The following is a 24023-nucleotide window of genomic DNA, read 5'->3' on the forward strand; positions in this document are numbered from 1 at the left end:
CGTGCGCGGCGCGTTGGTGCGCGCCAGGTTGGAAACCCGTTCAAGCATGTTCGCTATCTCCCCGCTCCGTATGGCGAAACCCCCTGAAGCCTGCCCAATATAGCCCACAATCCGGCGCATCTGGCAAGCGGCGGTGCAGGCTGGGCGCGCTACAATCCAAAACGTGGCGGCCCCGTGCGGCCGCCGAACCGCGGAACCCCAGCCATGGCCCTGCTCACGATCCTCGAATTCCCCGACCCGCGCCTGCGCACCAAGGCCGCCGATGTGGACCCGGCGGATCTGGCCACGCCCGCGTTCCAGACCCTGATCGACGACATGTTCGAAAGCATGTACGACGCCCCCGGCATCGGCCTGGCCGCCAGCCAGGTGGACGTGCACAAGCGCTTCATGGTGATCGACGTGACCGACGACCACAGCCGGCCACTGGTGTTCGTCAACCCGCGCATCACCGCGCGCGACGGCGAGCAGGTGTACCAGGAGGGCTGCCTGTCGGTGCCGGGCATCTATGCCGACGTCACCCGCAGCAACACCATCACGGTGGAGGCGCTGGACCGCCACGGCCAGCCGTTCACGCTGGAGGCCGATGGCCTGCTGGCGGTCTGCATCCAGCACGAGATGGACCACCTGGACGGCAAGCTGTTCGTGGACTACCTGAGCCCGCTGAAGCGCGAGATGGTGCGCAAAAAACTGCTCAAGGCCAAGCGCGCCGCCGCCGCCTGACCCGATGCGCATCGTCTTCGCCGGCACGCCGGAGTTCGCCGTGCCCTGCCTGCGCGCGGCCGCCGCCCGCGGCGAGGTGGTCGCCGTGTATACCCAGCCGGACCGCCCGGCCGGGCGCGGGCGCGGGCTGACGCCCTCGCCGGTGAAACTCGAGGCCGTGCAGCGCGGCATCCCGGTATACCAGCCGGAGAACTTCCGTTCGGCCAAATCCAAGGCCACCCTGCGCGCGCTGCAGCCGGATGTGATGGTGGTGGTGGCCTACGGGCTGATCCTGCCGCAGTCGGTGCTGGACATCCCCGTGCATGGCTGCTGGAACGTGCACGCCTCGCTGCTGCCGCGCTGGCGCGGCGCGGCGCCGATCCAGCGCGCGATCGAAGCCGGCGACACCCGCACCGGGGTGTGCCTGATGCGGATGGAAAAGGGCCTCGACACCGGCCCGGTGCTGCTGGCGCAGGCCACCGAGATCGGCCCGGAGGAGACCGGCGGGCAGTTGCACGACCGCCTGGCCGCGCTCGGATCGCGGATTCTCGCCGACGGCCTGGGCCTGCTGCGCGCCGGCCTGCTGCCGGTGCCGCAGCCGCAGCCGGAGGTGGGCGTCACCTACGCGCACAAGCTGGACAAGGCCGAAGCCAAGCTGGACTGGTCGCAGCCCGCCATCACGCTGGCCAACAAGGTGCGCGCGTTCCACCCGTGGCCGGTGGCGGAAGCGCAGCTGGCCGGCGAGCGCGTGCGCATCCATGCCGCGCGCGCCCTCGACGAAACCCACGCCGCCGCGCCCGGCAGCGTGCTCCGCGCCGGGCGCGAGGGCATCGACGTCGCCTGCGGCCACGGCGTGCTGCGCCTGGAACGCCTGCAACGCGACGGCGGCAAGCCGATCAGCGCGCAGGACTACCGCAACGCCCGCCGCGACGTATTCGCGTGAGCGATGGCGTCGCCACCCGCGTCGCCGCGGCGCGTATCCTCGCCGCGGTACTGCACCGCGGGCGTTCGCTGAAAGCCGCGCTGGGCACCCGCCTGCCGGAGCTCCCCGACCCGCGCGACCGCGCGCTGGTGGAGGCCATCGTGCTGGCCGCGCTGCGCCAGCGCGTGCGCTACAACGCCGCGCTGGATGCATGGACGCCGCGCCCACTGGGATCGCGCGATGCCCTGCTGCGCGCCCTGCTGCTGGTGGGCTTTGCCCAGCTCGAACTCGGCCTGCCCGCGCACGCCGCGCTGGCCGCCACGGTGGAGGCCGCACGCGCGCTGGGCCGCGCGCATCAGGCCGGGATGGTCAATGCGCTGCTGCGCCGGGCCACCCGCGAGCCGCTGCCGGCCGCCGCGCCCGAGGCCGCCTGGCCCGGCTGGCTGGCGGCGCAGGTGCGCGCGGACTGGCCGCAGGAGGCAGAAACGATCTTCGCCGCGAGCGCGCAGCCGCCGCCGCTGTGGCTGCGCGTCAACCGGCGCTGGATCCAGCGCGGGGATTACCTGCACCTGCTCCAGCAGGCCGGCATCACCGCCATGCCCGACGCCGATCTGGCCGACGCCCTGCGCCTGGACGCCGCGCTGCCGGTCGCCCAGCTGCCCGGCTTTGCCGCAGGCCTGGTCTCGGTGCAGGACGCCAGCGCGCAGGCGGTGGCCGACGCCCTGGCACCCCCCGGCGCGCGCGTGCTCGACGCCTGCGCCGCGCCCGGCGGCAAGGCCGCGCACCTGGCCGAGCGCGATCCGTCGCTGCATATCCTCGCGTTGGACGTGGACGCGCACCGGGTGCGGCGGATGCAGGACACCTTCGCGCGCTTGCGGCTGGAAGGACTGCACACCCTCGCCGCGGATGCCACCCGCCCCGAGTCTTGGTGGGACGGCACCCCGTTCGACGCGATCCTGGTCGATGCCCCGTGCAGCGCCACCGGCATCGTGCGCCGCCAGCCCGACGTGCTGCTGCACCGGCGCGAAGCCGACCTCGCCGCGCTGGTGCAGACCCAGGCGGCGCTGCTGGATGCGCTGTGGCCGCTGCTCGCACCCGGCGGTGCGCTGCTGTATGCCACCTGCTCGATTTTGCGCGCGGAGAACGCGGCGCAGGTCGAATCCTTCCTCGCGCGCACGCCCGATGCGAGGCTGGATGCGCTGGATGCCCGCTTCGGCCACGACACCGGCGCCGGCCGCCAGCGCCTGCCCGGCGAGGGCGGCCGCGACGGCTTCTTCTACGCCCGCCTGCGCAAAGCCTGACGTCCGCCCTGCACACTATCGCCATGCTCCGCGCCATGTCCCCTGCCATGACCCGCCCCCGCCGCGACCTCTGGCTGTTCTGGCTGCTGGCCCTGCTGATCCTGGCCACCGGGCTCGGCCTGCGCGACCCGTGGCCGGCGGATGAGCCGCGCTTCGCGCTGGCTGCGCGGCAGATGCTGGAAAGCGGCCAGTGGCTGTTCCCGCACCGCGGCAGCGAGCTGTATTCGGACAAGCCGCCGCTGTTCATGTGGATGCAGGCCGCGCTGCTGTGGCTGACCGGCAACCTGCGCATCGCCTTCCTGCTGCCTTCGCTGCTGGCCGCGCTGGGCACCCTATGGTGCGTGCTCGACCTCGGCCGCCGGCTGTGGACGCCGCGGGTGGGCGTGCTGGCCGGCTACGCGACCCTGCTGACCCTCCAGTTCACCTTCCAGGCCAAGAAGGCCCAGATCGACCCGATGGTGGTGTTCTGGATCACCCTGTCCTGCTACGGCCTGCTGCGCCACCTGCTGCGCGGGCCGGACTGGCGGATGTGGATGCTGGGTTGGGCCGCGGCCGGGCTGGGCACCATCACCAAGGGCGTGGGCGTGCTGGCGCTGCTGATGCTGCTGCCGGCCGCATTCGCTGCGCTGCGCGGCTGGCCGGGGGTGCGCGTGCATGCGCGCGACGGCCGCTTCTGGCTCGGGCCGCTGGCCTTCCTGGTCGCCTGCGGGGTGTGGCTGGTGCCGATGCTGGTGGCCGCGCTGGGCGAGGGCGGCGCCGCCTACCGCGCCTACGTGGACGACATCCTGCTGCGCCAGACCGTCACCCGCTACGCCAATTCCTGGCACCACGGGCAGCCGTGGTGGTACTTCATCGAGGTGGCGCTGACCACCTGGCTGCCGACCGTGCTGGCGCTGCCGTGGGCGTTCCCGGCCTGGCGGCGGCGCCTGCGCCGGCGCGACGCGCGCTACCTGCTGCCGCTGGCGTGGGTGGTGCTGGTGTTCGTGTTCTTCAGCATCCCGTCCGGCAAGCGCGACATGTACATCCTGCCGGCGCTGCCGATGCTGGCGCTGGCGCTGGCACCGCTGCTGCCGGGGCTGCTGCGCAAGCCGAACCCGCAGCGGCTGCTGCTGGCGTTCACCGTCCTGCTGTCACTGGTCGCGTTGGGCGCGGGGCTGGCCATGCTGCTGGGCAATCCCGGCTTCGAGCGGCAGTTCCTCGACGGCCGCGACCCCGGCGTGGCCACCGGCCTGGCCTGGATGTTCTGCGCGATCGGCGCCTTCGGCCTCGGCGCCTGCCTGTGGTTCGGGCGCCGGCGTGCGCACGCCGCGCTGCTGGCGATGCTGACCGGGCTGTGGGTGCTGTATTCGCTGGTCGGCACGGTACTGCTCAACGACGGCAGTTCCTCGCGCGGGCTGATGCGCGACGTCGGCGCGGCGATCGGCCCGCGCGCGCAGCTCGGCCTGGTCGGCTGGCGCGAACAGCAGCTGCTGATGGCCGACCGCCCGGCCGCCGACTTCGGCTTCAAGCGTCCGCTCGCGGCGCAGTTCGCCGATGGCGTGCGCTGGCAGCAGGCTGCGCCCGCCGCGCGCTGGCTGCTGGTGGAGCAGGGCGATGGCCTGCCCGCCTGCGTCGATCCCGCCCTGGCCCGCGACATGGGCCTGGCCAACGGCCGCCGCTGGTGGCTGCTGGATGCCCGCGCCAGCGCCGCCTGCCACACTTCCTCCATGCCAGACCCGACAACCTCCAAGAGCCGATGAACGACACCCCGATCCTGGACGCAAGCGATTTCGACGCACTGGTGGTGGGCGCGGGGTTTGCCGGCAGCGTGTGCGCGCGCGAGCTGGCCGATGCCGGCTGGCGTGTGCTGGTGGTGGACGCCCGCCCGCACATCGGCGGCAACGCGCACGACACCCGCGACGCCGCCGGGCTCTTGATCCATCCCTATGGCCCGCACATCTTCCACACCAACGGCAAGCGCATCTTCGAATACCTCTCGCGCTTCACCCACTGGCGCTTCTACGAGCACCGGGTGCTGGCGCAAGTGGATGGCAAGCTGTATCCGATCCCGATCAACCGCACCACCATCAACCGCCTGTACGGGTTGAACCTGGACGAAGCCGGGGTGGAGGCGTTCCTGGCCGAGCGCCGCACCCAGCGCCTGCCCGCCAGAACCAGCGAAGACGTGGTGATGAACAGCGTGGGCGCGGACCTGTGCGAGAAGTTCTTCCGCGGCTATACCCGCAAGCAGTGGGGGCTGGATCTGTCCGAGCTGGCGGCAGGCGTGGCCGCGCGTATCCCCACCCGCACCAACGATGACGATCGCTACTTCACCGACAGCTTCCAGTTCATGCCGGCCGAGGGCTACACGCGGATGTTCCAGCGCATGCTCGATCACCCAGGCATCGAGGTGCGCACAGGGGTGACCTATGTGCGCGCACGCACCCGGCCGCCGCGCCGGCGCACCATCTACACCGGCCCGATCGACGCCTTCTTCGACCACTGCTACGGCAAGCTGCCCTATCGCAGCCTGCGTTTCGAACACGAGCATCTACCGGACGTGGAAACCTTCCAGCCCACCGGCACCGTGAACTATCCCAACGACCACGCCTACACCCGCATCACCGAGTTCAAGTACCTCACCGGCGAGACCGCGCCGGGCACCTCGATCGTGCGTGAGTATCCGATGGCCGAGGGCGATCCCTTCTACCCGATTCCACGCCCGGAGAACGAAGCGCTGTACCAGCGCTACAAGGCGCTGGCCGAGCAGACGCCGGAGGTGAGCTTCGTCGGCCGCCTGGCGCAGTACCGCTACTACAACATGGACCAGGTGGTCGGCGCCGCGCTGGCGCTGTGCAACCGCCTGCTCGGCAAGCCGCAGGAGGAACCACAGGCATGAGCCAGCGCCGCAACCTGGTGATCGTGCGCGCCGGCGACAACTCGGTGCACCCGGGCTGGCTGGCCGGCAGTGCGCGCGACTTCGATCTCTTCGTGAGCTATTTCGGCAACCAGCCGGGACGCTATGCCGAGCAGGCCGAATACCACGAGGACCGCAAGGGCATGAAGTGGCCGGTGCTGGGCGAGCTGCTGCAGGCGCATCCCGAGCTGGTCGAGCGCTATGACTATTTCTGGCTGCCGGATGACGACCTGGTGGCGGATACCGCCACCATCGACCGCATGTTCGCCTTCGCCCGCGCCTACCAATTGGCGCTGGCGCAGCCGGCGCTGACCCGCAACTCCTACTACACCTGGCCGCTGCTGCTGCAGGATGCGCGCTACCAGCTGCGCTACACCCGCTTCGTCGAAGTCATGGCGCCGATGTTCGACCGCGACGCCCTGCGCACCTGCCTGCCCACCTTCACCGAGAGCACCAGCGGCTGGGGACTGGATTCGGTCTGGCCGCGCCTGCTGGCCGATCGCGGCGAGCAGGCGATGGCGATCATCGACGCGACCGCGGTGTATCACTCGCGCCCGGTCGGCGGTGGCGAGCTCTACAAGAGCACTGGTTTCAAGGCGGCCCTGGCCGATGAAGATCGGGTGATGGCCAAGTACGGGCTGGACCGACGCGCGCGGGTGGAAGCCCGCTACTTCTCCAGCGGCGTGCGCCAAGTGCCGCTACCGCTGTGGCGGCGCCTGCGCGACCGTATCTCCCGCGCCATCCGGGTCGCCAACTACCGGCGGCTGGAACAGCGGGCGCACAACCGGATGCAGGACGAAGGCTGAGATGGGACTGCCTGCCGACTGTCTGTGCCTGGTGCTGAACCTGGCGCGTGCGCCGCAGCGGCTGGCGGCGATGCAGCAGAAGCTGTCCGCGCTGGGCATCGCCTTCGCCCGCATCGAGGGCGTGGATGGCGCCACCTTGCCTGCGGATGAACTGGCGCGCCTGACCCGGGTCAACCGCTACTACAAGCCGCTGCGCCCGGGCGAAGTCGGCTGCTACCTCGGGCATGTGCAGGCGCTGCGCAGCTTCCTGGCCTCATCCGCGCAGTTCTGTCTGTTGCTGGAGGACGACGCCTGCTTCGAGGACGGGTTCCTGCCGGCGCTGGCGGCGGCGCTGGAACGCCGGCGCGCGGAGGCCGACCCGCTGTGCCGCTGGGACGTGCTCAAGCTGTGCAATACGAGGCGGCGCTGGATGCCGCTGGCGCCGCTCACGGCCAGCTGCTGTCTGGTCGAATACGGCCCCAGCGTGCCCAGCACCACCACCGCCGCGGTGTGGACGCGCGCGGGCGCGCAGCGGTTCGTGGCCGCCTTCGCCGGGGTGGCGCGGCCGATCGACTGCGATCTGCAGCACCCTTGGGAATTCGGCCTGCGCATCCTCTCGCTGCATCCGCCAGTGGTCAGCGCCGAGCCGGTGCCTTCGACCATCGGCAGCGGCAAACCGCGCTCGCGCAATCCCTGGCCCAAGCTGCGCTACGAGGCGCGGCGGCTGTGGCCGCGCTGGCACCATTTCAGCCGCCTGTACGGGCCGCTGTTCTGGCTGCGCTGGCGCCGTGGCACGACCTGCCCGCCAACGGATGACCGCGCATGACCCCGCCCGTGCGCGTGCTGCATTTCGTCACCGGCGGGTTCTCCGGCGGCGCGACCCAGGTGGCGATCCAGCTGGTGGAGGCCGCGCGTGCGGGTGGGGCGATCGAACCGCTGCTGGTGCTGCGCCGCAAGCGGCGCACGCCGCCAGAGCGGATCGCACAATTGCACGCGCGCAACGTGCCGCTGCAACTGGTGCCGGGCTGGTCGCACCTGGCCACGGTGCTGGCACTGGCACGCGTGTGCCAGAAGTTCCGCCCCGACGTGCTGATCGCGCACGGCTTTTCCGAACACCTCTGGGGCCGCTACGCCGGGCTGCTGGCGAAGGTGCCGCACCTGGTGCACGTCGAGCACAACACGCGCGAGCGCTACACCCGCTGGCGGTTGGCGCAGACGCGCTGGCTGGCGCGCCGCACCGACCGCATCGTGGGCTGCTCGGAAGGCGTGCGCCAGGCGCTGCTGGCGATGGGTATGCCGGCCGCGCGCACGCTGGCGATCCCCAACGGCATCGACCTGGCCCCGTTCGCGCAGGCCGAGGCACATCCGCATGCCGCGCGCATCCCCGGGATCGTGATGGTCGCGCGCTTCTCCAAGCAGAAGGACCACGCCACCCTGCTGCGCGCGGTGGCGCAACTGGCCGCACGCGGCCTGCGCGTGCCGGTGCAGCTGGTCGGCGGCGGCAAGGCCCTGCACCGCGCGCCGTTGGAACGGCTGGCGGCGGAGCTGGGCATCCGTGCGCAGGTGGATTTCCCGGGCGTGGTGCGCGACGTGCCGCAGCGGCTGCTCGCGCACCAGATCTGCGTGCTCAGCACCCATTACGAGGGCATGCCGCTGGCGCTGCTGGAAGGCATGGCCGCCGGTTGCGCGGTGGTGGGCAGCGCGGTGCCGGGCGTGCGCGAGGTGATCTCCGACGGCGTGGACGGGCTGCTGGTGCCGGAAGGCGATGCCACGGCGCTGGCGCAGGCGCTGGAGCGCCTGCTGCGCGATCCGGCGCTGGCCGCGCGCCTGGCCGCGCAGGCGCGCGTCACCGCACTGCGCGAGTACGGACGCGAGCGCATGCACCGCCGCTACGCGCAGCTGTGCCTGGAACTGGCCGGCCGCGCTGCGGAGGCCTGAAGCCGCGCCGGTTCAGCGCGACCATTTAGCGTGCTGGCGCTCCCAGGCCCAGGCATCGGCAAGGATGCGCTCGAGATCGGCATGCCGCGGCTGCCACCCGAGCACGCGGCGTGCGGCGCTGGCATCGGCCACCAGCACCGGCGGATCGCCCGCGCGGCGCGCGCCGACCTGCACCGGGATCGGGTGCCCGGTGACGCGCCGCGCCGCTTCGATCACCTCGCGCACCGAATAGCCGTTGCCATTGCCGAGGTTGTAGCGCGCGCGCTCGCCGCCGGCCAGCAGCTGCCGCAGCGCCAGCAGATGCGCCTGGCACAGGTCCTCGACATGGATGTAATCGCGGATGCAGGTGCCATCCGCGGTCGGGTAGTCCTCGCCGTACACCGTGATATGCGGGCGACGGCCGGAGGCCACCTGCAGGATCAGCGGGATCAGGTGCGTCTCCGGCTCGTGGCATTCGCCCAGCGCGCCCTCGGGGTCGGCGCCGGCGGCGTTGAAGTAGCGCAGGCAAACCGACTTCAGCCCGTAGGCGCGGTCGAAATCCTCCAGCATCTGCTCCACGAACCACTTGCTGCGGCCGTAGGGATTGATCGGCGCCTTCGGATGCGCCTCGTCGATCGGGGTGTACTGCGGGTCGCCGAAGATCGCCGCGGTGGAGGAGAAGATGAAGCGCGTAACGCCGTGCGCACGCATCGCTTCCAACAGCACCAGGGTGGCGGCGACGTTGTTGCGGTAGTACTTGGCCGGGTCGGCCACCGATTCGCCGACCTGGATGAAGCTGGCGAAATGCATCACCGCCGCCGGCCGCACCTCCTGCAACAGCCGATCCACGAACGCGGCATCGCCGATGTCGCCGACATGCAGCGGCGCGCCCAGCACCGCCTCGCGGCGACCGGAGGACAGATCGTCGGCCACCGCCACCGCAAACCCTTCGCGGCGCAGCTGCTTGACCATGTGCGCGCCGATGTAGCCGGCGCCGCCGACGACGAGGATGGGAGCGGTCATGCCTAAGCCCGTATGTATGCCGGCTGGTGATTGTCGCCGATCCGCCGGCGCGCGTGCCGTATCCTTGCCCGATGCCGATCCTCCGTGAACTACGCCCCCTGCGCGCGCCGCTGCTGGCCTGGCTGGCGGTAGCGCTGCCGTCGATCTTCCTGCACGGCCCGATCCCGCTGTATTCCACCCGCACCCTGGCGGTGGCCTGGGAGATGTGGGATCGCGGCAGCTTCCTGGTGCCGCTGTTCAATGGTGCGCCGTATTCGCACAAGACCCCGCTGCTGCCGTGGCTGATCCACGCCGGCTGGGCGGTCGGCGGGGTTGGCGATGTCTGGCCGCGGCTGCTGATGGTGCTGCTGGCGGCGCTGGTGATCGCCCAGAGCGGCCTGCTGGCGCTGCGCCTGCTGCCGCAGCGACCGCGCCTGGCGCGCGACACCGCCTGGGTGATGGCCGGGCTGTGGTACTTCGTGCTGTTCTCCTGGCAGCTGATGTACGAGCTGCTGCTGGCCGCCACCGTGCTCGGCGGATTGCTGGCGCTGTGCCGGCGCCAGGGCGAGGCGTGGCGGCCGAACTGGCCCGGGTTTGCCCTCGCGGTCGGGCTCGGGCTGCTGGCCAAGGGGCCGGTGGCCCTGCTGCACCTGGGCGTGCCGCTGCTGGGCGCACGCCTGTGGCATCCGGCAGCGCGCGCCGAGGGCCGCCGCTTCGCCCGCCACGCACTGCTGGCCGTGCTCGGCGGCATCGCCCTGTTCGCGCTGTGGCTGCTGCCGGCGGTGCTGCTCGGCGATCCCGAATACCGCCAGGCGCTGCTGGTGACGCAGACCGCCGGCCGCATCCAGCACAGTTTCGACCATGCCGAGCCCTGGTGGTGGTACGCCCCGGTGGTGCTGGTGTTGCTGGCGCCGTGGTGGTGGCAGGCCTGGTGGTGGCGGCAGGTGCCCGCGCTGTGGCGCACGCCCGAGCTGCGCATGCCCTGGCTGTGGCTGCTCGGCGTGCTGCTGCTGTTCAGCCTGATCAGCGGCAAGCAGGCCTACTACCTGCTGCCGGATTTCCCCGCCGCCGCGCTGCTGCTGGCCGCCGCCGCCGAGCGCCAGCCGCGCCTGGGCTGGCTGCCGGGCGCGCTGCTGCTGGCGCTGGGCGGGCTGCTGCTGGGCGCGCGTGCGGGCTGGCCGCCACTGCCGGCCGCGGTGCAGGCCGGCGCCCCACTGGCAGGGGGCGTGCTGATCCTGCTGGGCCTCATTCTGCTGCGCTGGCGCAGCCTGCCGGCGCAGGCTGGCGGGCTGCTGCTGGCGGTGGCGACGCTGCATGCCGCAGCAACGCCGCTGCTGCGCACGCAATACGACCTCACCCCGACCGCGCGCGTGCTGGCCGAAGCCGCGCGCGCGCAGCGTCCGCTGGCCTATGTCGGCGTGTACCAGCTGCAGTTCCACTTCGCCGGCCGCCTGCATACCCCGGTGGCGGCGCTGGATGAAGCCGACGCGCGCGCCTGGGCGCGCCGGCATCCGCACGGGCTGGTGGTGGTGGAGGACGCCACGCCGGCGCAGACCCCCGCGCCGCTGTTCCAGCAGCCCTGGCGGCAGCGCTGGGTGCAGGTCTGGCCGGCCGATGTCTGGCTGCGCCTGCCGGCGCAGCAGCGGCCGCTGCCGCCCGAAGCGCACCATCTGCGCTATCAGCCGCGCTGACGTCGCCTGCAGCGCCCTGCGTTCAGTACAGATCGCGGTAGGGGTTGTCCTCGCCGCTGCCGGGCGGGCGCAGGGTGTAGCGCTTGTAAGTCCACTGGTACTGGGTGAAATCCGCGCCGATCGCCGCCTCCAGCGCGGCATTGAGCGCGGCCACCGCGCGCTGCGGATCGGCATCGGCCACCGCATCCGGGGCCGGGACGATGTGCAGCGCGAACCGCGGCGGCCCGTCGCCGGGCAGGCGCCGGCACCAGGCCAGCACCACCTGCGCGCCGCTGCGATGGGCCAAGCGCGAGAGCAGCGTCATGGTCAGCGCCGGCTTGCCGAAGAACGGGGCGAACTCGCCTTCGCCCGCCTTGGGCTGCTGGTCGGGCAGGATGCCGACCACGCCGCCTTTCTGCAGGCGCTTGAGCAGCGTGCGCACCCCGGCGGGTTCGGCCCGCACCTGCTCGACCTGGCCGCCGGCGCGCGCGCGCACCCGGCGCAGGAAGGCCTCGCCGATCGCCGATTCCGGCGGCCGGTACAGGATCGCCAGCGGCGTCTTGTGCGCCAGCCACTGGTTCAGCAGCTCCCAGTTGCCCAGGTGCGGTGCCGCCACGATCAGCCCGCGTCCGTCACGCAGCGCCGCGTCGAACAGCGCCTCGCCGTGGACTTCGACGATGTCGGCGAGGTTGCGCGCCGGCGCGCGCGTCCACAGCCGCAGGGTTTCGATGGCCTGCCGGGTGGTGGTGCGCAGGATCTGCCGCACCAGGTGTTCGCGGCGTTCGTCGTCGAGATCGGCGCGGATCAGCTCCAGATTGCGGCGCGCCACGCGCGCCTCGCGGGCATCCAGGCGGTACCACAGCGTGGCCAGACCGTCGGCCAGCGCGCGCAGCAGCGGCCACGGCAGGCGCGCCACGGCCCAGGCGCAGGCATACAGGACGGCGGCGGCCAGTTCGGTCATTGGTCGCATTGTAGGCAGGCCACCCTACAATCCGCGCATGCTTGCCCTGATCCAGCGCGTGACCCAGGCCCAGGTGACCGTCGATGGCGCGGTGGTCGGGGCGATCGGCCCCGGCCTGCTGGCGCTGGTGGGGATCGAGCCCGGCGACGGCGAGGCGCAGGCGCGGCGGATGGCGCAGCGCCTGCTGGGGTATCGCGTGTTCGAGGACGCCAACGGCAGGATGAACCGCTCGTTGACCGACACCGGCGGCCAGTTGCTGCTGGTCAGCCAGTTCACCCTGGCCGCCGACACCCGCAGCGGCATGCGCCCCAGCTTCACCAGCGCCGCCGCCCCGGACATGGCGCGGCGTGAATTCGACCGCCTGCTGGCGATCTGCCGCGCGCTGCACCCGCCAGGGGTGGAAACCGGGCGTTTCGGCGCCCATATGGTGGTCAGCCTGGTCAACGACGGCCCCGTGACCTTGCTGCTGCGGCCGTGACCGGGCCCGCGCGGGCGGATGCTGCGCCCACGCGGTATAATGCCGGGTTCTTTCCTGCGCCTCCCGCAGACCTTCCACAGGGTACCGCTTCCATGGCCAACGACCGCCAGACCGCCCCCCAGTCCGACATCAAGTCCCTGATCAGCAAGGGCCTCGAGCAGGGCTACCTGACCTATACCGAGGTCAACGACCACCTGTCCGACGACATGGTCGATCCGGAGCAGCTGGAAGACATCATCGGCATGATCAACGGCATGGGTATCGAAGTCCATGAAGTGGCGCCCGATGTCGAAACCCTGCTGCTGACCGGCCAGCAGACCGGCGGCCGCGAGGTGGACGAAACCGCCGCCGAGGAGGCCGCCGCCGCACTGACCTCGCTGGATACCGAGGGTGGCCGCACCACCGACCCGGTGCGCATGTACATGCGCGAGATGGGTACGGTGGACCTGCTGACCCGCGAGGGCGAGATCGCGATCGCCAAGCGCATCGAGGAAGGCCTGGCGCAGATGAACGCCGCGCTGGCCAGCTTCCCGCCCTCGATCCGCCAGCTGCTGGAGGACTACGAACTGCACAAGGCCGGCAAGAAGCGCCTGGCCGAGATCGTGGTCGGCTTCAATGACGAGGAGCCGGAACCGGAGGAATTGCCGGTCGCGGAGATCGACACATCTGCGGACACCGAGGCCGACGACGACGATGACGAGGCCGACGACGCCGGCGGCGAGGCCGACGAGCCGGCACCGACCGGCCCGGACCCGGCCGAGGTGGCGGTGCGCATGGAGGCCATGGCCGCCGCGTTCGCGCGCTTCGAGAAGGCCTGGGCCAAGGGCGGCCCGGCCGGCAAGGCGACCCTGAAAGCACGCGATGAGATGGCGGCCATCTTCGTGACCTTCAAATTGCCGCTGCCGTTGACCGACGCCTTGGTGAAGAACCTGCGCGAGGCGGTCAACGCGGTCAAGGAACACGAGCGCCGCATCCTCGACCTGTGCACCCGCGTGGCCAAGATGCCGCGCAAGGACTTCCTCAAGGCCTGGGACGGCAACCTGACCAACCTCGAGTGGGTGGATGAACTGCTCAAGCGCAAGCAGAAGTGGGGCTCGGCGCTGCGCGAGGTGAAAGACCAGATCATCGCCGAGCAGCAGGCCGCGCTGGCGCTGGAAAAGACGATCCGGGTCACCCTGGCCGAACTCAAGGAGATCAACCGCGCCCTGACCCTGGGCGAGACCAAGGCGCGCAAGGCCAAGAAGGAAATGGTCGAGGCCAACCTGCGCCTGGTCATCTCGATCGCCAAGAAGTACACCAACCGCGGCCTGCAGTTCCTCGACCTGATCCAGGAAGGCAACATCGGCCTGATGAAGGCGGTGGACAAGTTCGAACACCGCCGCGGCTTCAAGTTCTCGACCTATGCCACCTGGTGGATCCGCCAGGCGATCACCCGCTCGATCGCCGACCAGGCGCGCACCATCCGCATCCCGGTGCACATGATCGAGACCATCAACAAGCTCAACCGCATTTCCCGCCAGATGCTCCAGCAGTACGGCCGCGAGGCCACGCCGGAGGAGCTGGCGAAGGAAATGGACATGCCCGAGGACAAGATCCGCAAGGTGATGAAGATCGCCAAGGAGCCGATCTCGATGGAGACCCCGATCGGCGACGACGAGGACTCCCACCTCGGCGACTTCATCGAGGACACCAACGTGATGTCCCCGATGGAGGCGACCACCGACATCAATCTGATCGAGACCGTGCGCAACGTGCTGGCCGGGCTGACCCCGCGCGAGGCCAAGGTGCTGCGCATGCGCTTCGGCATCGACATGAACACCGACCACACCCTCGAGGAGGTCGGCAAGCAGTTCGACGTGACCCGCGAGCGCATCCGCCAGATCGAAGCCAAGGCCCTGCGCAAGCTGCGCCATCCCAGCCGCTCGGAGATGCTGCGCAGCTTCCTCGACATCGACTGAAGCCCGCCGCCATCCGCGCGCCACGAAACCCGCCCACCGGCGGGTTTCGCGTTTGCGGGCCATTACAATCCTCTCAGCGGGCCTATAGCTCAATGGTCAGAGCAGGGGACTCATAATCCCTTGGTTCCAGGTTCGAGTCCTGGTGGGCCCACCATCCTCCGCTCGCACCCGATCCGTCACCCCAGCCGGCGGCGGGTATCAGGCGCGCGCCATCGCTGGTACGCGCAGGCGTATCGCGATTTCGCGCGTGCCGCTTGCATCAATCCCGACGCAGGCCAATCCGGCAGCCGTCCCTCTCTCCGTTATTTGTAGTAATGTTTCTACAAATGTCGCCAGCAGAGGTGCGCCATGACCATCACTACCCTCTCCAGCCGGGAATTGAACCAGGACGTGACGCGAGCCAAAAAGGCCGCCAAACGCGGGCCGGTGTTCATCACCGACCGCGGCAAGCCGGCACACGTACTGCTCAGCTTCGAGGACTACCAGCGCCTGACGCGCCAGCGACGCAATATTGCCGACGCGCTGGCGATGCCGGGGGTTGCGGACATCGGGGTTGACCCACCGCGCGTGACCATCGGAGCCCAGCCGGCTGATCTTTCATGATGTACGTGCTCGATACCAACGTGGTGTCCGAGCTGCGCAAGGTACGGCTTGGCAAGGCTGATCGGAATGTGACGGCATGGGCGGAAAGCGTCGATGCCGCCGACCTCTTCCTTTCGGCCATCAGCATCATGGAACTGGAGCTGGGCGTTCTGTCGATTGAACGCAAGGACGCTACCCAGGGGGCCCTGCTGCGCACCTGGCTGGAACAGCATGTCTTGCCCGAATTCTCCAGCCGCACGTTGCCGGTCGATACCGCTGTGGCGCTGCGCTGCGCTCGGCTGCATGCACCAGACAAGCGCGGCAAGCGTGATGCGCTCATCGCGGCTACGGCACTTGTGCACGGCATGACCGTGGTCACGCGTAACGTGGCCGATTTCAAGCCGACGGGCGTGGCCATCGTCAATCCGTGGGATCCATCACCATGACTGCCTTGGGGTTCAAGATCGCCTCGGATGGCGGTGCTCCAGCGGTAGAGGGCTTAGTTTTGTCTGCCTTCGCCAAGCTGCGCCAAGCTACCGATGCAGCTTACTTTTTGTTCTGTGGCTTGTGCGGCCTTATAGCTTGATTTTGCCGGTCAGTGCGCGGCACAAGTCTCGCCATGGACAACTGCACGACGAACACGCCGGCACCCGCAAGGAAGAGCACCGCAGGGTTCGTGATGCACACGCCACCTGCTGCCGCGATGAACAGCGCAGCGACCAGCGCGTGCGGCGCAGCGCGCCTGAGCCGGTGCCCGGGATCAGGGGTAGATGCTGCACCCAACAGCGTCAGGCCTAGCATCACTGAGGTCGTGCCTCCCACGAAGATCCATTGCGAAGAGCGGCTCAGCGTGTCCAGCCCGGCGGCGTGCACCGTGCCGGCGGCCAACGCCGCCAGGCCCAGGTACAAGGGCACGTGGGCATAGGCCCACAGGCGCAGATCGCGCCCCGCGTGACGGTCCATCACCTCGCGCTCGCGCTGGGCGCGAACGCGGTCGAAATAGCCGATCCAGATCATGAAGGTCAGCAAGGCCGCACCCAGCGCTGCAAACAAGGCGTTGGCCGTGAGCGCTGGCCCGTGGTCGAGCGCATGCACGGTCGAAGCCATGCCCTCACCGAGCAGGATGATGGTGAACAGGCCGAACCGCTCCGGGAGATGCTCCGGGTGCGGCGGCAGCGCATGGGTGTAGCGGGCGACCAGCCACGGTGTCGCCTGGTCCAAGATCAGTGCAAGCGACCACAGCAGCCAGCGGGCCTGCGTCGGCAGCGTCAGGGAGCCCGCCCACAGGATCGCCTGCACGCAATAGACGGCAGCGTAGGTGCGGATCAGGCCGCGTGCGCCATGCCATTTGCGCCAGCCCATCCCGTAAGCGCAGGCCAACAACAGCTTGAACGCCGCCACGCCGGAGGCAAACACCCAGGCCCGCCCATGGCTCAGTTCGGTGGCGCCGTACGCCATCCAGGCCACTGCAAGGATCTGCACCAGACCGAGCCTGCGTTGGCCCGGTAAGTCTTCGTCGAAGCGCGTGGCAAAGAAGGTCTGCCCCAGCCAGCACCACCAGACCACCAGCAAGCCAAACACGAAGACACCCGCGCCCTCCCAGTCGTAATGGTGGGAAAACGCCCCGGTCAGCTGCGCCACGGCGACCACGAACACCAGGTCGAAGAACAGCTCGAACCAGGTCGCCTTGCGCCCGTCCATGTGGACGGGCACGTCGGTGTGTGCCGTGGCGCGAACGCGGTCGTTCATGGCCGGCGCAGCATCGCGAACGCAAACCGTCGGCCCAACCCCTGCTTGATGGCCAGGTGGATCCACGTCATCGCAAACGGCTCCAGGTAGCGCGCCGCCATCAACGGGCCCATGTCCACCGCCTCGAAGCCGATCAGCGTGGCCAGCGCCATGGCGCGTTGCCGTGCCTCGGCATCGTCGCCACACACCGGCATCATCGGGGCGCCCTTCGGGTATCGGCTGTCGGCCATGTTCTCGGCGCCGGTGGTGTTGAAGGCCTTGACCACCCGCGCTCCGCGGGCAAGCTTGGCCAGTTCTTCCGCACCCGATGTGCTGGTGCCCACGGACAGCCCTGACAACCCCGGTGCCAACGGATTGGTGGCGTCGATCAGCACCTTGCCCTGCCAGTCGGGCATGCTTTGCGCGATGCCCGGCAGGGCGGCATACGGCACCGCCAGGATGACGGTGTCGCTGGCAGCGATGGCCTCTGCGGTCGTCGTGACGCGGGCGTTTCCGCCCAGCGCGGTGACCGCATCGGCGTACCTGGCGGGCTCGGGAACGCCGTAGACGACGGTTTCACCGCGCTGGGTGAACGCCTGCCCCAAGGCCATGCCGACGTTGCCGGCACCGATGATGGAAATGCTCATAGTCGTGTGCTCCTGTACATGGTCATTGCCAGACGTGGCGGTGCTCGGCCACGAAGTCCGGCCAGGCGGTCGCCGGCCGACCAAGCAGGCGCGGCACATCGTCGGTCACCTCGGCCACCCAGCCGGCTGCGATGATGCGGTTGAGGCTGGACATGGCTTGCACCAAGGGCTCCGGCATTCCGGCCTGGCGCATGCCGACGACGGCCTGTTCTTCGCTGATGGCCACCAGCTCAATCGGTCGGCCGATGTGCTCGGCGATCACCGCCAGCGCTTCGGCATTGGTGAGTGCCTGCGGGCCCGTGAGGGTGTAGACCTTGCCCGCATGCGCCATCGGCTCCAGCAGGACGCGAGCGGCCACTGCGGCGATGTCGCGCGCATCGATGAACGGCACGCGGCCATCGCCCTGCGAGGAGTACACCGTGCCGCTGCGGATCATGTCGCGCAGGAAGGTCGTGAAGTTCTGCATAAAGTTCTTCGGCCGCAGCAGCGTGTAGGCGATGCCCGAGTCGATGACGATCTGGTCGCACCGCCCTTGCAGCTGGGCGATGGCGATATCCGATTTGGGATCGGCACCCGCGCCCGAGATGCGCACGATGTGCTGCACGCCGGCGGCCTGTGCCGCGCGCACCGCATGGGCGGTCATGGCCTCCATCTCCGGGTGCGCCGGGGTCAGCAGGAACAGGCATTCGACGCCCTGCATGGCGGCCCGGGCGGAATGCGCGTCGAGCAGGTTCAATGCCCGGCCCGGGGCGCCGGCCACGGGCTGACCCGATGGCGATGCCGCGATCACAGAGGCTGTGGACGGCGCCTTCTGCAAGTACTCGATCAAGGTACGGCCGATGTTGCCTGTCGCGCCCGTGGCGAGGATGGTGGGAAGTTCTTTCATGACGCGCACCTCTTTCACCGCCCCAGCGCCTCGACCACGAGCCGCGCCGTCTCCTCGCCGGAGAAGTTCTGCTGCCCGGTGATCAGGTTGCCGTCGCGCACCGCAAAGCCCCGCCACAGACCGGCCTGCACGTAGTTCGCGCCGATTTCCTTCATGCGGTCCTCGATGCGCCAGGGCATCACGTGCTTGTCGCGCGGCAGCAGGCCGTAGTCCCACACCGCGTTGTCGGCGAAGTCCTCCTCGCAGTTGGCGAAACCGGTGACGGTCTTGCCGCGCGCCAGGTACTCGCCCTGCGCGTCCTTCACGTAGGCGAGGATGGCCACGCCGTGGCACAGCGCGGCCGCGACCTTGCCGGCGGCATGGAACGCGGCGAACTTGGCGTGCAGGTCGCTGGCTTTCTCGAAGGTGAACATCGGCGACTGGCCGCCGGCTACGACGATGGCGTCGAAGCGCGCCACGTCGATGTCGGTCACCTTCTTGGTGTTGTCGACCAGCGCCTTGAGTTCGGGCGTGTGGATGAAGCCTTGGCTGATCAGGTCGGTCTTGCTGTAGCCGCTGGCGTCGTTCGGATCGCTCATGGCGTCGGCCTCGCACTTGCCGCCGTTGGGGCTGAACACCTCGACCTCGTAGCCGGCCTCGGTGAAGACGTGGTACGGATGGGTCAGCTCGCTCCACCAGAAGCCCACGGGCCAGCCGGTGGTGGTGGACACGGCCGGGTTGGCAATCACGATGGCCACACGCTTTTTTGCGCTGGGGTTCAACACGTTGGGGTCTTTCAAGCTCATCTGGTGCTCCCGGCTTCGTTGACGATGGGCGGGAGTGTGAGTCTTGCCCGAATGGAGAAAAATACCTTCTAATATGACTATCCGTTGCCTTTATCGACAACAATGGAACTCGCCGCACTTCGCGCCTTCGTCAAGGTCGTGCAGACCGGCAGCTTCACGCGCGCGGCCGAGGCGCTGAACACGCAGAAGGCCTATCTGTCCCGCGTGGTGGCCCAACTCGAGAAGGAACTGGGTGCGCGGCTGCTGGAGCGCACGACGCGCTCGCTGTCACTGACCGAGATCGGACGCGAGTTTTTCGAACGCGCCGTCGGCATCCTGGCCTCGGTCGAGGATGCCGAGCGCGCCGTGCAAAAGGCGCAGGGCGAGCCGCGCGGCGTGCTCAAGCTCACCTGTGGCGTGGAGTTCGGCATGATGGCGGTGAGCGCTTGGATTCGTGACTACCTGGGGCGATACCCGCAGGTGCGGATCGATGCCGACTTCACGAGCCGTCTGGTGGACATCGTGCACGAAGGCTTCGACCTGGCCATCCGCGTCGGGCCGCTGGCCGACTCCACGCTCACCGCGCGCAAACTGGGCGAGCTGAGCTACGGCCTCTATGCAGCGCCCGACTACCTGGCCCGGCGCTCGGCCCCGGCTCAGCCGAACGATCTCGCCAGCCACGAGACGCTGGCTTTCTCAGGCGGCAGCCATCAGGCGACGTGGTCGCTTTCACGCGGTCACGCGCTCGAGCGCGTGACCGTGCAACCCCGGCTCAAGGCCAATAACGTGTTCGCCGTGCGCGATGCGGCGGTGGCGGGGTTGGGCATCGCGCAACTGCCGGTGCTGGTCGCCGACGCCGCAGTGGAGGCCGGGCAGTTGCGCCGCGTCCTGATCGACTGGTCATTGCCGACGGTTCCCGTACACGCCGTGTTTGCCAGCGCCCGATACCTGACCCCCAAGGTGAGGGCCTTCATCGACCTTGCATCACAGGCCGAGCTTTAGACCGATCTGCCCGCGAAATTTCAAACGGCAGCAGATAAGGCGCACGCGTTGCGCAGTCACGTCTCCTGCAATGCCCGGATCAGCGGACAACGCGCTTCGCCTTGGGTGAAGCGGCCGCGTTGCACCAAAACAACCCGCGTTGACGCCTCAAGCGCGGACCCCAAAGCAGATTTTGGGCTTCTCCTGCCGTGTGCACGCGCATGGCACGTTGGCGACGAACTCACACTCTCTTGGTTCCAGGTTCGAGTCTTGGTGGGCCCACCATCCGCCACCGCCTCACCCCGGGCCGGTAACCACCACCACCCGCCAGGCATCTTCCCAACGCACCTGCCAGCCGAGCCGCTGCGCGAGGCGGTCGAGCAGGGCCGAGCCGGTGCCGGTGTCGGCCCGCGCGGCAGGAGCGATGCCGGTGTCGGCGGCTTCGCGCTGCAGCAGGAAGCGCGGGGCCTGCCAGTGCAGGCGCAGCACGCCGCCGCCGTCCGCCTGCGCCAGCGGGCGCAGCACGCCGGCCAGCAGCAACAGGGCCTCGGCCGGGGCGGCCTCGAGCTCGCCATCGGCCTGGAGTTCCAGCGTCGGCCCGGGGCGGCCGGCCAGCGCGGCGTCGGCCGCCTGCCGCAGCAGGGCCGCGGCCGCCACCCGTTCGCCGCGCAGCGGCTTGCGTCGCGCCGCCGCCAGCATCGCCTCCAGCAGCCGGCGCATGTCCGCCGCGCCGCGTGCCAGCCGCGCCAGCCGCGCCTGCTGCGCGGGCGAGGTGGCCGGATCGTCCTGCAGCACGTCCAGCGCGCCCTGCACCACCGCCAGCGGGGTGCGCAGTTCGTGGCTGGCGTCGGCCAGGAACGCCTGCTCGCGCGCGTCCGCCGCCACCAGCCGCGCCTGGTAGCGGTCGATGGCGTCCGCCAGCCGGCCCAGCGCATCGTGGCTGAGGGCATCCGCCAGGCGGGTCGGCTGCGGCTGCGCGGGCAGCGCGTCCACCGCGCGCGCCAGTGCCTGCAGCGGGCGCAACGCGATCCCCGAGAACACCCAGCCCAACCAGCCCGACAAGAGCGCGCCGAAGCCGATGATCAGCCCCATCAGCAGGCGCATGTGGCGCTCCATCGCCTCGATGTCGCCGAGGTCGATCACGAACACCAGGCGCCCGGCCGCGGTATCGAACACGCCGACGTGGGTATCCGGATCTGCCGGATCTTCGTGCACGCCGAGTGGAAAGCCGGCATAGGCGTGCGGCAACGCCGGGTCGTGCAGGCGATAGCCGCGCAGGCGCTGGGTCTGCGGCAGCTGCACCGATTGCCCCTGCGCCAGCCGGCGGCCGTAGTCCTCGGCCTGGCCGCGCAGGATCTCGCGCGAGACGATGTATTCGTCGTCATAGGCCGCGCGCATCAGCACCAGCGCCGCCAGCCCCGACAGCAGCAGCCCCAGCAGGGTGGCCAGCAGCGCGAAGCGCCAGCGCAATGGCAGCCGCCACCTCATCTCATTCCAGCTCTGCCAGGCGATAGCCGACCCCGCGCACCGCGTGCAGCAGTGGCCGCGCGAACGGTTTGTCGATCGCATTGCGCAGTTCGTACACCTGGGTCTGCAGCGCGGCCACGTCGGCGCCGCCGCGCCAGGCGCTCTCGATCAGGGCGGCGTGGCTGACGATGCGCGGCGCCTCGCGCAGCAGCGCCTGCAGCAGCGCGCCCTGCAGCCGGGTCAGCGGGATCCGCCGGCCCTCGCGCTGCGCGGTCAGGCTGCGCGGGTCGTAGGACAGCCCGGCGAACGCCGGCAGCGCCTCCGGCAGCGGCTGCGCGCGCCGGCGCAGGGCGCGGATGCGCGCCTCCAGCTCGGGCATCGCGAACGGCTTCACCAGATAGTCGTCGGCGCCCTCGGCGAAGCCGCGCAGCTTGTCGTCGAGGGTGTCGCGCGCGGTCAGCATCAGTACCGGCACCCCGTGCCCGGCATCGCGCAGGCGCCGGCACAGGGCCAGCCCGTCCAGCCGCGGCAGCCCGAGGTCGAGCACGATCACGTCGGCTTCGCCGCGCAGCGCACGCGCCAGCCCGGACGCGCCGTCGGCGCAGTGGTCCATCGCGTAGCCGCGCCGCTCCAGGAAATCCCAGATGCTGGCGGCGATGTCGTGCTGGTCCTCGATCAGCAGGATGCGCGCGGCAGGCGGACGGGAATCGGACATGGACGGCGGGGCCTGGGACACGCCTGCAAGCTTACTGCGCCGGTGCCGGTGATTCGCAGCGATCCGCGCTGACGATGACTTCCGGCGCTGGCGAACGCCGCCACGCGGGCGCATGCTCGAGGGCACGCCCGCCCCGGACCCCGCCCATGCGCCGCCTGCTCGCCCTGCTGCTGTCCTGCTGCCTGCCGCTGGCGCAGGCCGCCCGTCCCGCCCCGGCCGACGTCGCGGTGCTGGTGACCCTGCACCAGATGCACGCGCAGGTGCCGGCGTATCCGCAGGCCGCGCTGGCGCAGGCGATCGAACGCCTGGCGCCGGACGTGCTCTGCATCGAGGTGCGGCCCGACCACTACGCCGCGCGCGCGCCGGAGCCCAACAAGGTGGAATACCCGGGCACGGTGTATCCGCTGATCGACGCCCGCCACTACCGGGTGTATCCGATGGAGCCGGCCTCGCCGCGCTACGAGGCCATCCTGCAGCCGTACCTGGCCGCCAACCGCGCGTTCGCGGAGGGCCAGCCGCAGGCCGCCGCCGCGTTCTCGGCCCACGGCGAGGCGCTGTACGCGGCGCTGCGCGCCTACTGGACCAGCCCGGCGCGGGTCAACGACGCGGTCACCGATACGCAGATGCGCGCCAAGCATGCGCTGCAGGCCGGGCTGGTGGGCCCCGGCGAGGCCACCGGCTGGGAGGCATGGAACGGCGAATTCCTCGCCACCATCGCGCGCGCCGCGCGCGAGAACCCGGGCAAGCGGATCGTGGTCCTGGCCGGCGCCGAGCACGGCTACTGGCTGCGCGCGGCGCTGGCGAAGACGCCCGGCGTGCGCCTGCTGGACACCGCCGCGCTGCTGGCGGCGCCCGCCGGCTGAAGGCCGCGCCGGCATAATGGCGCGGCCCCGATCGCAGGAACCGCGCATGCTGCTGGACACCGTCGAACACGAAACCGCGCCCGATCCGCAGTGGGCCGTGCTGTGGCTGCACGGGCTGGGCGCCGACGGCCACGACTTCGCGCCGATCGTGCCGGAGCTGGTGCGCGCCGGCTGGCCGCCGCTGCGCTTCGTGTTCCCGCATGCGCCGCTGCGCGCGGTGACGATCAACGGCGGCATGCGCATGCGCGCCTGGTACGACATCCGCGACCTCGACCTCGCCCAGCGCGCCGATCTCGCCGGCGTGGACGAATCGATCGCGCAGGTCGAGGCCCTGATCGCCCGCGAAGCCGCGCGCGGCATCCCGCCGCAGCGGCTGCTGCTGGCCGGGTTTTCGCAGGGTGGCGCGGTCACCCTGGCGGCCGGACTGGCGCGGCAGGTGCCGCTGGCCGGGCTGGTCGCGCTGTCCACCTACCTGCCGCTGCCGGCGCAGACCGCGCGCGAACGCCTGCAGCCGCAGGCCGTATCTCAGCCATTGTTCATGGCACACGGGGTGTTCGACCCGGTGGTGCCGCTGGCCGCCGGCGAGGCCGCGGCGGAGCTGCTGCGCGGGTTCGGCTTCGACACCACGCTGCGCCGCTACCCGATGCAGCACGCGGTGTGCGCGGAGGAGATCGCCGACCTTGGCGACTGGATGACGGCGCGCTTCGGCGCAGACTGAGCTTGGCAACCGGGGCGTGCGCGCACGACGAGGCCCGCGTGCGTCCCGGGATGACGCACGCGCCGCGCCGCGGCTACCATCGC

The 24023-nt window shown here is 70.3% G+C and carries 24 protein-coding genes and 1 tRNA gene; 17 read left to right on the forward strand and 8 right to left on the reverse strand.

What is annotated here, in order from left to right:
• Positions 1 to 204 precede the first annotated feature (204 nt).
• The 8 genes from def to EDC34_RS03445 are packed head-to-tail and all read left to right on the forward strand — an operon-like array spanning position 205 to position 8541.
• Positions 205 to 720 carry a peptide deformylase gene (gene def, locus EDC34_RS03410; RefSeq protein ID WP_114959539.1) on the forward strand — a complete coding sequence of 172 codons (516 nt, stop codon included), beginning with the start codon at positions 205 to 207 and terminating at the stop codon, positions 718 to 720.
• Between the two features lie 4 nt (positions 721 to 724).
• Positions 725 to 1642 (forward strand): methionyl-tRNA formyltransferase, encoded by a 918-nt coding sequence (gene fmt / locus EDC34_RS03415; RefSeq protein ID WP_114959538.1) that lies wholly within the window; start codon positions 725 to 727, stop codon positions 1640 to 1642.
• Positions 1633 to 2922 (forward strand): 16S rRNA (cytosine(967)-C(5))-methyltransferase RsmB, encoded by a 1290-nt coding sequence (gene rsmB, locus EDC34_RS03420; RefSeq protein WP_114959603.1) that lies wholly within the window; start codon positions 1633 to 1635, stop codon positions 2920 to 2922. Before fmt ends, rsmB begins: the two co-directional genes overlap by 10 nt.
• Before the next feature lie 47 nt (positions 2923 to 2969).
• Positions 2970 to 4661 (forward strand): ArnT family glycosyltransferase, encoded by a 1692-nt coding sequence (locus EDC34_RS03425; RefSeq protein WP_114959537.1) that lies wholly within the window; start codon positions 2970 to 2972, stop codon positions 4659 to 4661.
• Positions 4658 to 5800, forward strand: a complete 1143-nt coding sequence (gene glf, locus EDC34_RS03430) for a UDP-galactopyranose mutase (RefSeq protein WP_114959536.1) — start codon at positions 4658 to 4660, stop codon at positions 5798 to 5800. Before EDC34_RS03425 ends, glf begins: the two co-directional genes overlap by 4 nt.
• Entirely contained in the window at positions 5797 to 6624 is an 828-nt protein-coding gene (locus tag EDC34_RS03435; protein ID WP_114959535.1) for a DUF707 domain-containing protein, read from the forward strand. Before glf ends, EDC34_RS03435 begins: the two co-directional genes overlap by 4 nt.
• A 1-nt stretch (position 6625) precedes the next feature.
• Positions 6626 to 7429, forward strand: coding sequence for a glycosyltransferase family 25 protein (locus EDC34_RS03440; RefSeq protein ID WP_114959534.1), 804 nt, complete (start codon positions 6626 to 6628; stop codon positions 7427 to 7429).
• Positions 7426 to 8541: a glycosyltransferase gene (locus EDC34_RS03445; protein ID WP_114959533.1), complete on the forward strand. Its 1116-nt coding sequence runs from the start codon at positions 7426 to 7428 to the stop codon at positions 8539 to 8541. Before EDC34_RS03440 ends, EDC34_RS03445 begins: the two co-directional genes overlap by 4 nt.
• A 12-nt stretch (positions 8542 to 8553) precedes the next feature.
• Here EDC34_RS03445 and galE read toward each other — a convergent pair whose 3' ends face one another.
• Positions 8554 to 9543 (reverse strand): UDP-glucose 4-epimerase GalE, encoded by a 990-nt coding sequence (galE, locus tag EDC34_RS03450; RefSeq protein ID WP_114959532.1) that lies wholly within the window; start codon positions 9541 to 9543, stop codon positions 8554 to 8556.
• Positions 9544 to 9614: 71 nt separating this feature from the next.
• On the opposite strand from galE, the gene EDC34_RS03455 reads away from it, so the two are divergent.
• Positions 9615 to 11213, forward strand: a complete 1599-nt coding sequence (locus EDC34_RS03455) for an ArnT family glycosyltransferase (RefSeq protein ID WP_114959531.1) — start codon at positions 9615 to 9617, stop codon at positions 11211 to 11213.
• A 22-nt stretch (positions 11214 to 11235) separates the two neighbouring features.
• On the opposite strand, the gene EDC34_RS03460 is transcribed toward EDC34_RS03455, so the two are convergent.
• Complete coding sequence (locus tag EDC34_RS03460; protein WP_114959530.1) at positions 11236 to 12162, reverse strand: lauroyl acyltransferase; 927 nt, start codon at positions 12160 to 12162, stop codon at positions 11236 to 11238.
• Positions 12163 to 12190: 28 nt separating this feature from the next.
• Between EDC34_RS03460 and dtd the strand changes: the two genes are divergently transcribed.
• From dtd to EDC34_RS03485, 5 genes are all read left to right on the forward strand, one after another.
• The gene (gene dtd / locus EDC34_RS03465) at positions 12191 to 12631 is read left to right on the forward strand and encodes a D-aminoacyl-tRNA deacylase (RefSeq protein ID WP_114959529.1); all 441 of its coding nucleotides are present in this window, start codon (positions 12191 to 12193) and stop codon (positions 12629 to 12631) included.
• A gap of 92 nt (positions 12632 to 12723) precedes the next feature.
• Positions 12724 to 14589 (forward strand): RNA polymerase sigma factor RpoD, encoded by a 1866-nt coding sequence (gene rpoD / locus EDC34_RS03470; RefSeq protein WP_114959528.1) that lies wholly within the window; start codon positions 12724 to 12726, stop codon positions 14587 to 14589.
• Between the two features lie 78 nt (positions 14590 to 14667).
• Positions 14668 to 14743 (forward strand) — tRNA-Ile (locus EDC34_RS03475).
• Positions 14744 to 14937: 194 nt separating this feature from the next.
• A complete protein-coding gene (locus EDC34_RS03480; RefSeq protein ID WP_114959527.1) occupies positions 14938 to 15192 on the forward strand; it encodes a type II toxin-antitoxin system Phd/YefM family antitoxin in 255 nt (84 codons plus the stop codon).
• The gene (locus EDC34_RS03485; RefSeq protein ID WP_240311051.1) at positions 15189 to 15617 is read left to right on the forward strand and encodes a type II toxin-antitoxin system VapC family toxin; all 429 of its coding nucleotides are present in this window, start codon (positions 15189 to 15191) and stop codon (positions 15615 to 15617) included. Before EDC34_RS03480 ends, EDC34_RS03485 begins: the two co-directional genes overlap by 4 nt.
• A 100-nt stretch (positions 15618 to 15717) precedes the next feature.
• Here EDC34_RS03485 and EDC34_RS03490 read toward each other — a convergent pair whose 3' ends face one another.
• From EDC34_RS03490 to EDC34_RS03505, 4 genes are read right to left on the reverse strand one after another with little or no spacing between them, the layout of a single operon-like run.
• Complete coding sequence (locus tag EDC34_RS03490) at positions 15718 to 16920, reverse strand: low temperature requirement protein A (RefSeq protein ID WP_114959525.1); 1203 nt, start codon at positions 16918 to 16920, stop codon at positions 15718 to 15720.
• Complete coding sequence (locus tag EDC34_RS03495; RefSeq protein WP_162797673.1) at positions 16917 to 17546, reverse strand: NADPH-dependent F420 reductase; 630 nt, start codon at positions 17544 to 17546, stop codon at positions 16917 to 16919. Before EDC34_RS03495 ends, EDC34_RS03490 begins: the two co-directional genes overlap by 4 nt.
• 22 nt (positions 17547 to 17568) lie before the next feature.
• Complete coding sequence (locus EDC34_RS03500; RefSeq protein ID WP_114959523.1) at positions 17569 to 18432, reverse strand: SDR family oxidoreductase; 864 nt, start codon at positions 18430 to 18432, stop codon at positions 17569 to 17571.
• 14 nt (positions 18433 to 18446) lie between these two features.
• Positions 18447 to 19217, reverse strand: a complete 771-nt coding sequence (locus EDC34_RS03505; protein WP_114959522.1) for a type 1 glutamine amidotransferase domain-containing protein — start codon at positions 19215 to 19217, stop codon at positions 18447 to 18449.
• Positions 19218 to 19319: 102 nt separating this feature from the next.
• Here EDC34_RS03505 and EDC34_RS03510 point away from each other — a divergent pair, with 102 nt between their 5' ends.
• On the forward strand, positions 19320 to 20198 hold the full coding sequence (locus EDC34_RS03510) for a LysR family transcriptional regulator (protein WP_114959521.1): 879 nt from the start codon (positions 19320 to 19322) through the stop codon (positions 20196 to 20198).
• Positions 20199 to 20474: 276 nt separating this feature from the next.
• Here EDC34_RS03510 and EDC34_RS12435 read toward each other — a convergent pair whose 3' ends face one another.
• Positions 20475 to 21665, reverse strand: coding sequence for a sensor histidine kinase (locus EDC34_RS12435; RefSeq protein WP_162797672.1), 1191 nt, complete (start codon positions 21663 to 21665; stop codon positions 20475 to 20477).
• A gap of 1 nt (position 21666) precedes the next feature.
• Positions 21667 to 22359 (reverse strand): response regulator transcription factor, encoded by a 693-nt coding sequence (locus EDC34_RS03520; RefSeq protein WP_114959519.1) that lies wholly within the window; start codon positions 22357 to 22359, stop codon positions 21667 to 21669.
• A gap of 146 nt (positions 22360 to 22505) precedes the next feature.
• Here EDC34_RS03520 and EDC34_RS03525 point away from each other — a divergent pair, with 146 nt between their 5' ends.
• Positions 22506 to 23222 (forward strand): hypothetical protein, encoded by a 717-nt coding sequence (locus EDC34_RS03525; protein ID WP_114959518.1) that lies wholly within the window; start codon positions 22506 to 22508, stop codon positions 23220 to 23222.
• Between the two features lie 46 nt (positions 23223 to 23268).
• Positions 23269 to 23940, forward strand: coding sequence for an alpha/beta hydrolase (locus tag EDC34_RS03530; RefSeq protein ID WP_114959517.1), 672 nt, complete (start codon positions 23269 to 23271; stop codon positions 23938 to 23940).
• Positions 23941 to 24023 lie beyond the last annotated feature (83 nt).

Origin of the sequence: Thermomonas haemolytica (genome assembly GCF_004346265.1) — a bacterium.
Taxonomy (GTDB): domain Bacteria; phylum Pseudomonadota; class Gammaproteobacteria; order Xanthomonadales; family Xanthomonadaceae; genus Thermomonas; species Thermomonas haemolytica.

Bases quoted from the DNA above. Each gene is read 5' to 3' on its own strand.
- def (WP_114959539.1), top strand. From the start codon at position 205: ATGGCCCTGCTCACGATCCTCGAATTCCCCGACCCGCGCCTGCGCACC.
- fmt (WP_114959538.1), top strand. From the start codon at position 725: ATGCGCATCGTCTTCGCCGGCACGCCGGAGTTCGCCGTGCCCTGCCTG.
- EDC34_RS03425 (WP_114959537.1), top strand. From the start codon at position 2,970: ATGACCCGCCCCCGCCGCGACCTCTGGCTGTTCTGGCTGCTGGCCCTG.
- glf (WP_114959536.1), top strand. From the start codon at position 4,658: ATGAACGACACCCCGATCCTGGACGCAAGCGATTTCGACGCACTGGTG.
- EDC34_RS03435 (WP_114959535.1), top strand. From the start codon at position 5,797: ATGAGCCAGCGCCGCAACCTGGTGATCGTGCGCGCCGGCGACAACTCG.
- EDC34_RS03440 (WP_114959534.1), top strand. From the start codon at position 6,626: ATGGGACTGCCTGCCGACTGTCTGTGCCTGGTGCTGAACCTGGCGCGT.
- EDC34_RS03445 (WP_114959533.1), top strand. From the start codon at position 7,426: ATGACCCCGCCCGTGCGCGTGCTGCATTTCGTCACCGGCGGGTTCTCC.
- galE (WP_114959532.1), bottom strand. From the start codon at position 9,543: ATGACCGCTCCCATCCTCGTCGTCGGCGGCGCCGGCTACATCGGCGCG.
- EDC34_RS03455 (WP_114959531.1), top strand. From the start codon at position 9,615: ATGCCGATCCTCCGTGAACTACGCCCCCTGCGCGCGCCGCTGCTGGCC.
- EDC34_RS03460 (WP_114959530.1), bottom strand. From the start codon at position 12,162: ATGCGACCAATGACCGAACTGGCCGCCGCCGTCCTGTATGCCTGCGCC.
- dtd (WP_114959529.1), top strand. From the start codon at position 12,191: ATGCTTGCCCTGATCCAGCGCGTGACCCAGGCCCAGGTGACCGTCGAT.
- rpoD (WP_114959528.1), top strand. From the start codon at position 12,724: ATGGCCAACGACCGCCAGACCGCCCCCCAGTCCGACATCAAGTCCCTG.
- EDC34_RS03480 (WP_114959527.1), top strand. From the start codon at position 14,938: ATGACCATCACTACCCTCTCCAGCCGGGAATTGAACCAGGACGTGACG.
- EDC34_RS03485 (WP_240311051.1), top strand. From the start codon at position 15,189: ATGATGTACGTGCTCGATACCAACGTGGTGTCCGAGCTGCGCAAGGTA.
- EDC34_RS03490 (WP_114959525.1), bottom strand. From the start codon at position 16,920: ATGAACGACCGCGTTCGCGCCACGGCACACACCGACGTGCCCGTCCAC.
- EDC34_RS03495 (WP_162797673.1), bottom strand. From the start codon at position 17,546: ATGAGCATTTCCATCATCGGTGCCGGCAACGTCGGCATGGCCTTGGGG.
- EDC34_RS03500 (WP_114959523.1), bottom strand. From the start codon at position 18,432: ATGAAAGAACTTCCCACCATCCTCGCCACGGGCGCGACAGGCAACATC.
- EDC34_RS03505 (WP_114959522.1), bottom strand. From the start codon at position 19,217: ATGAGCTTGAAAGACCCCAACGTGTTGAACCCCAGCGCAAAAAAGCGT.
- EDC34_RS03510 (WP_114959521.1), top strand. From the start codon at position 19,320: ATGGAACTCGCCGCACTTCGCGCCTTCGTCAAGGTCGTGCAGACCGGC.
- EDC34_RS12435 (WP_162797672.1), bottom strand. From the start codon at position 21,665: ATGAGGTGGCGGCTGCCATTGCGCTGGCGCTTCGCGCTGCTGGCCACC.
- EDC34_RS03520 (WP_114959519.1), bottom strand. From the start codon at position 22,359: ATGTCCGATTCCCGTCCGCCTGCCGCGCGCATCCTGCTGATCGAGGAC.
- EDC34_RS03525 (WP_114959518.1), top strand. From the start codon at position 22,506: ATGCGCCGCCTGCTCGCCCTGCTGCTGTCCTGCTGCCTGCCGCTGGCG.
- EDC34_RS03530 (WP_114959517.1), top strand. From the start codon at position 23,269: ATGCTGCTGGACACCGTCGAACACGAAACCGCGCCCGATCCGCAGTGG.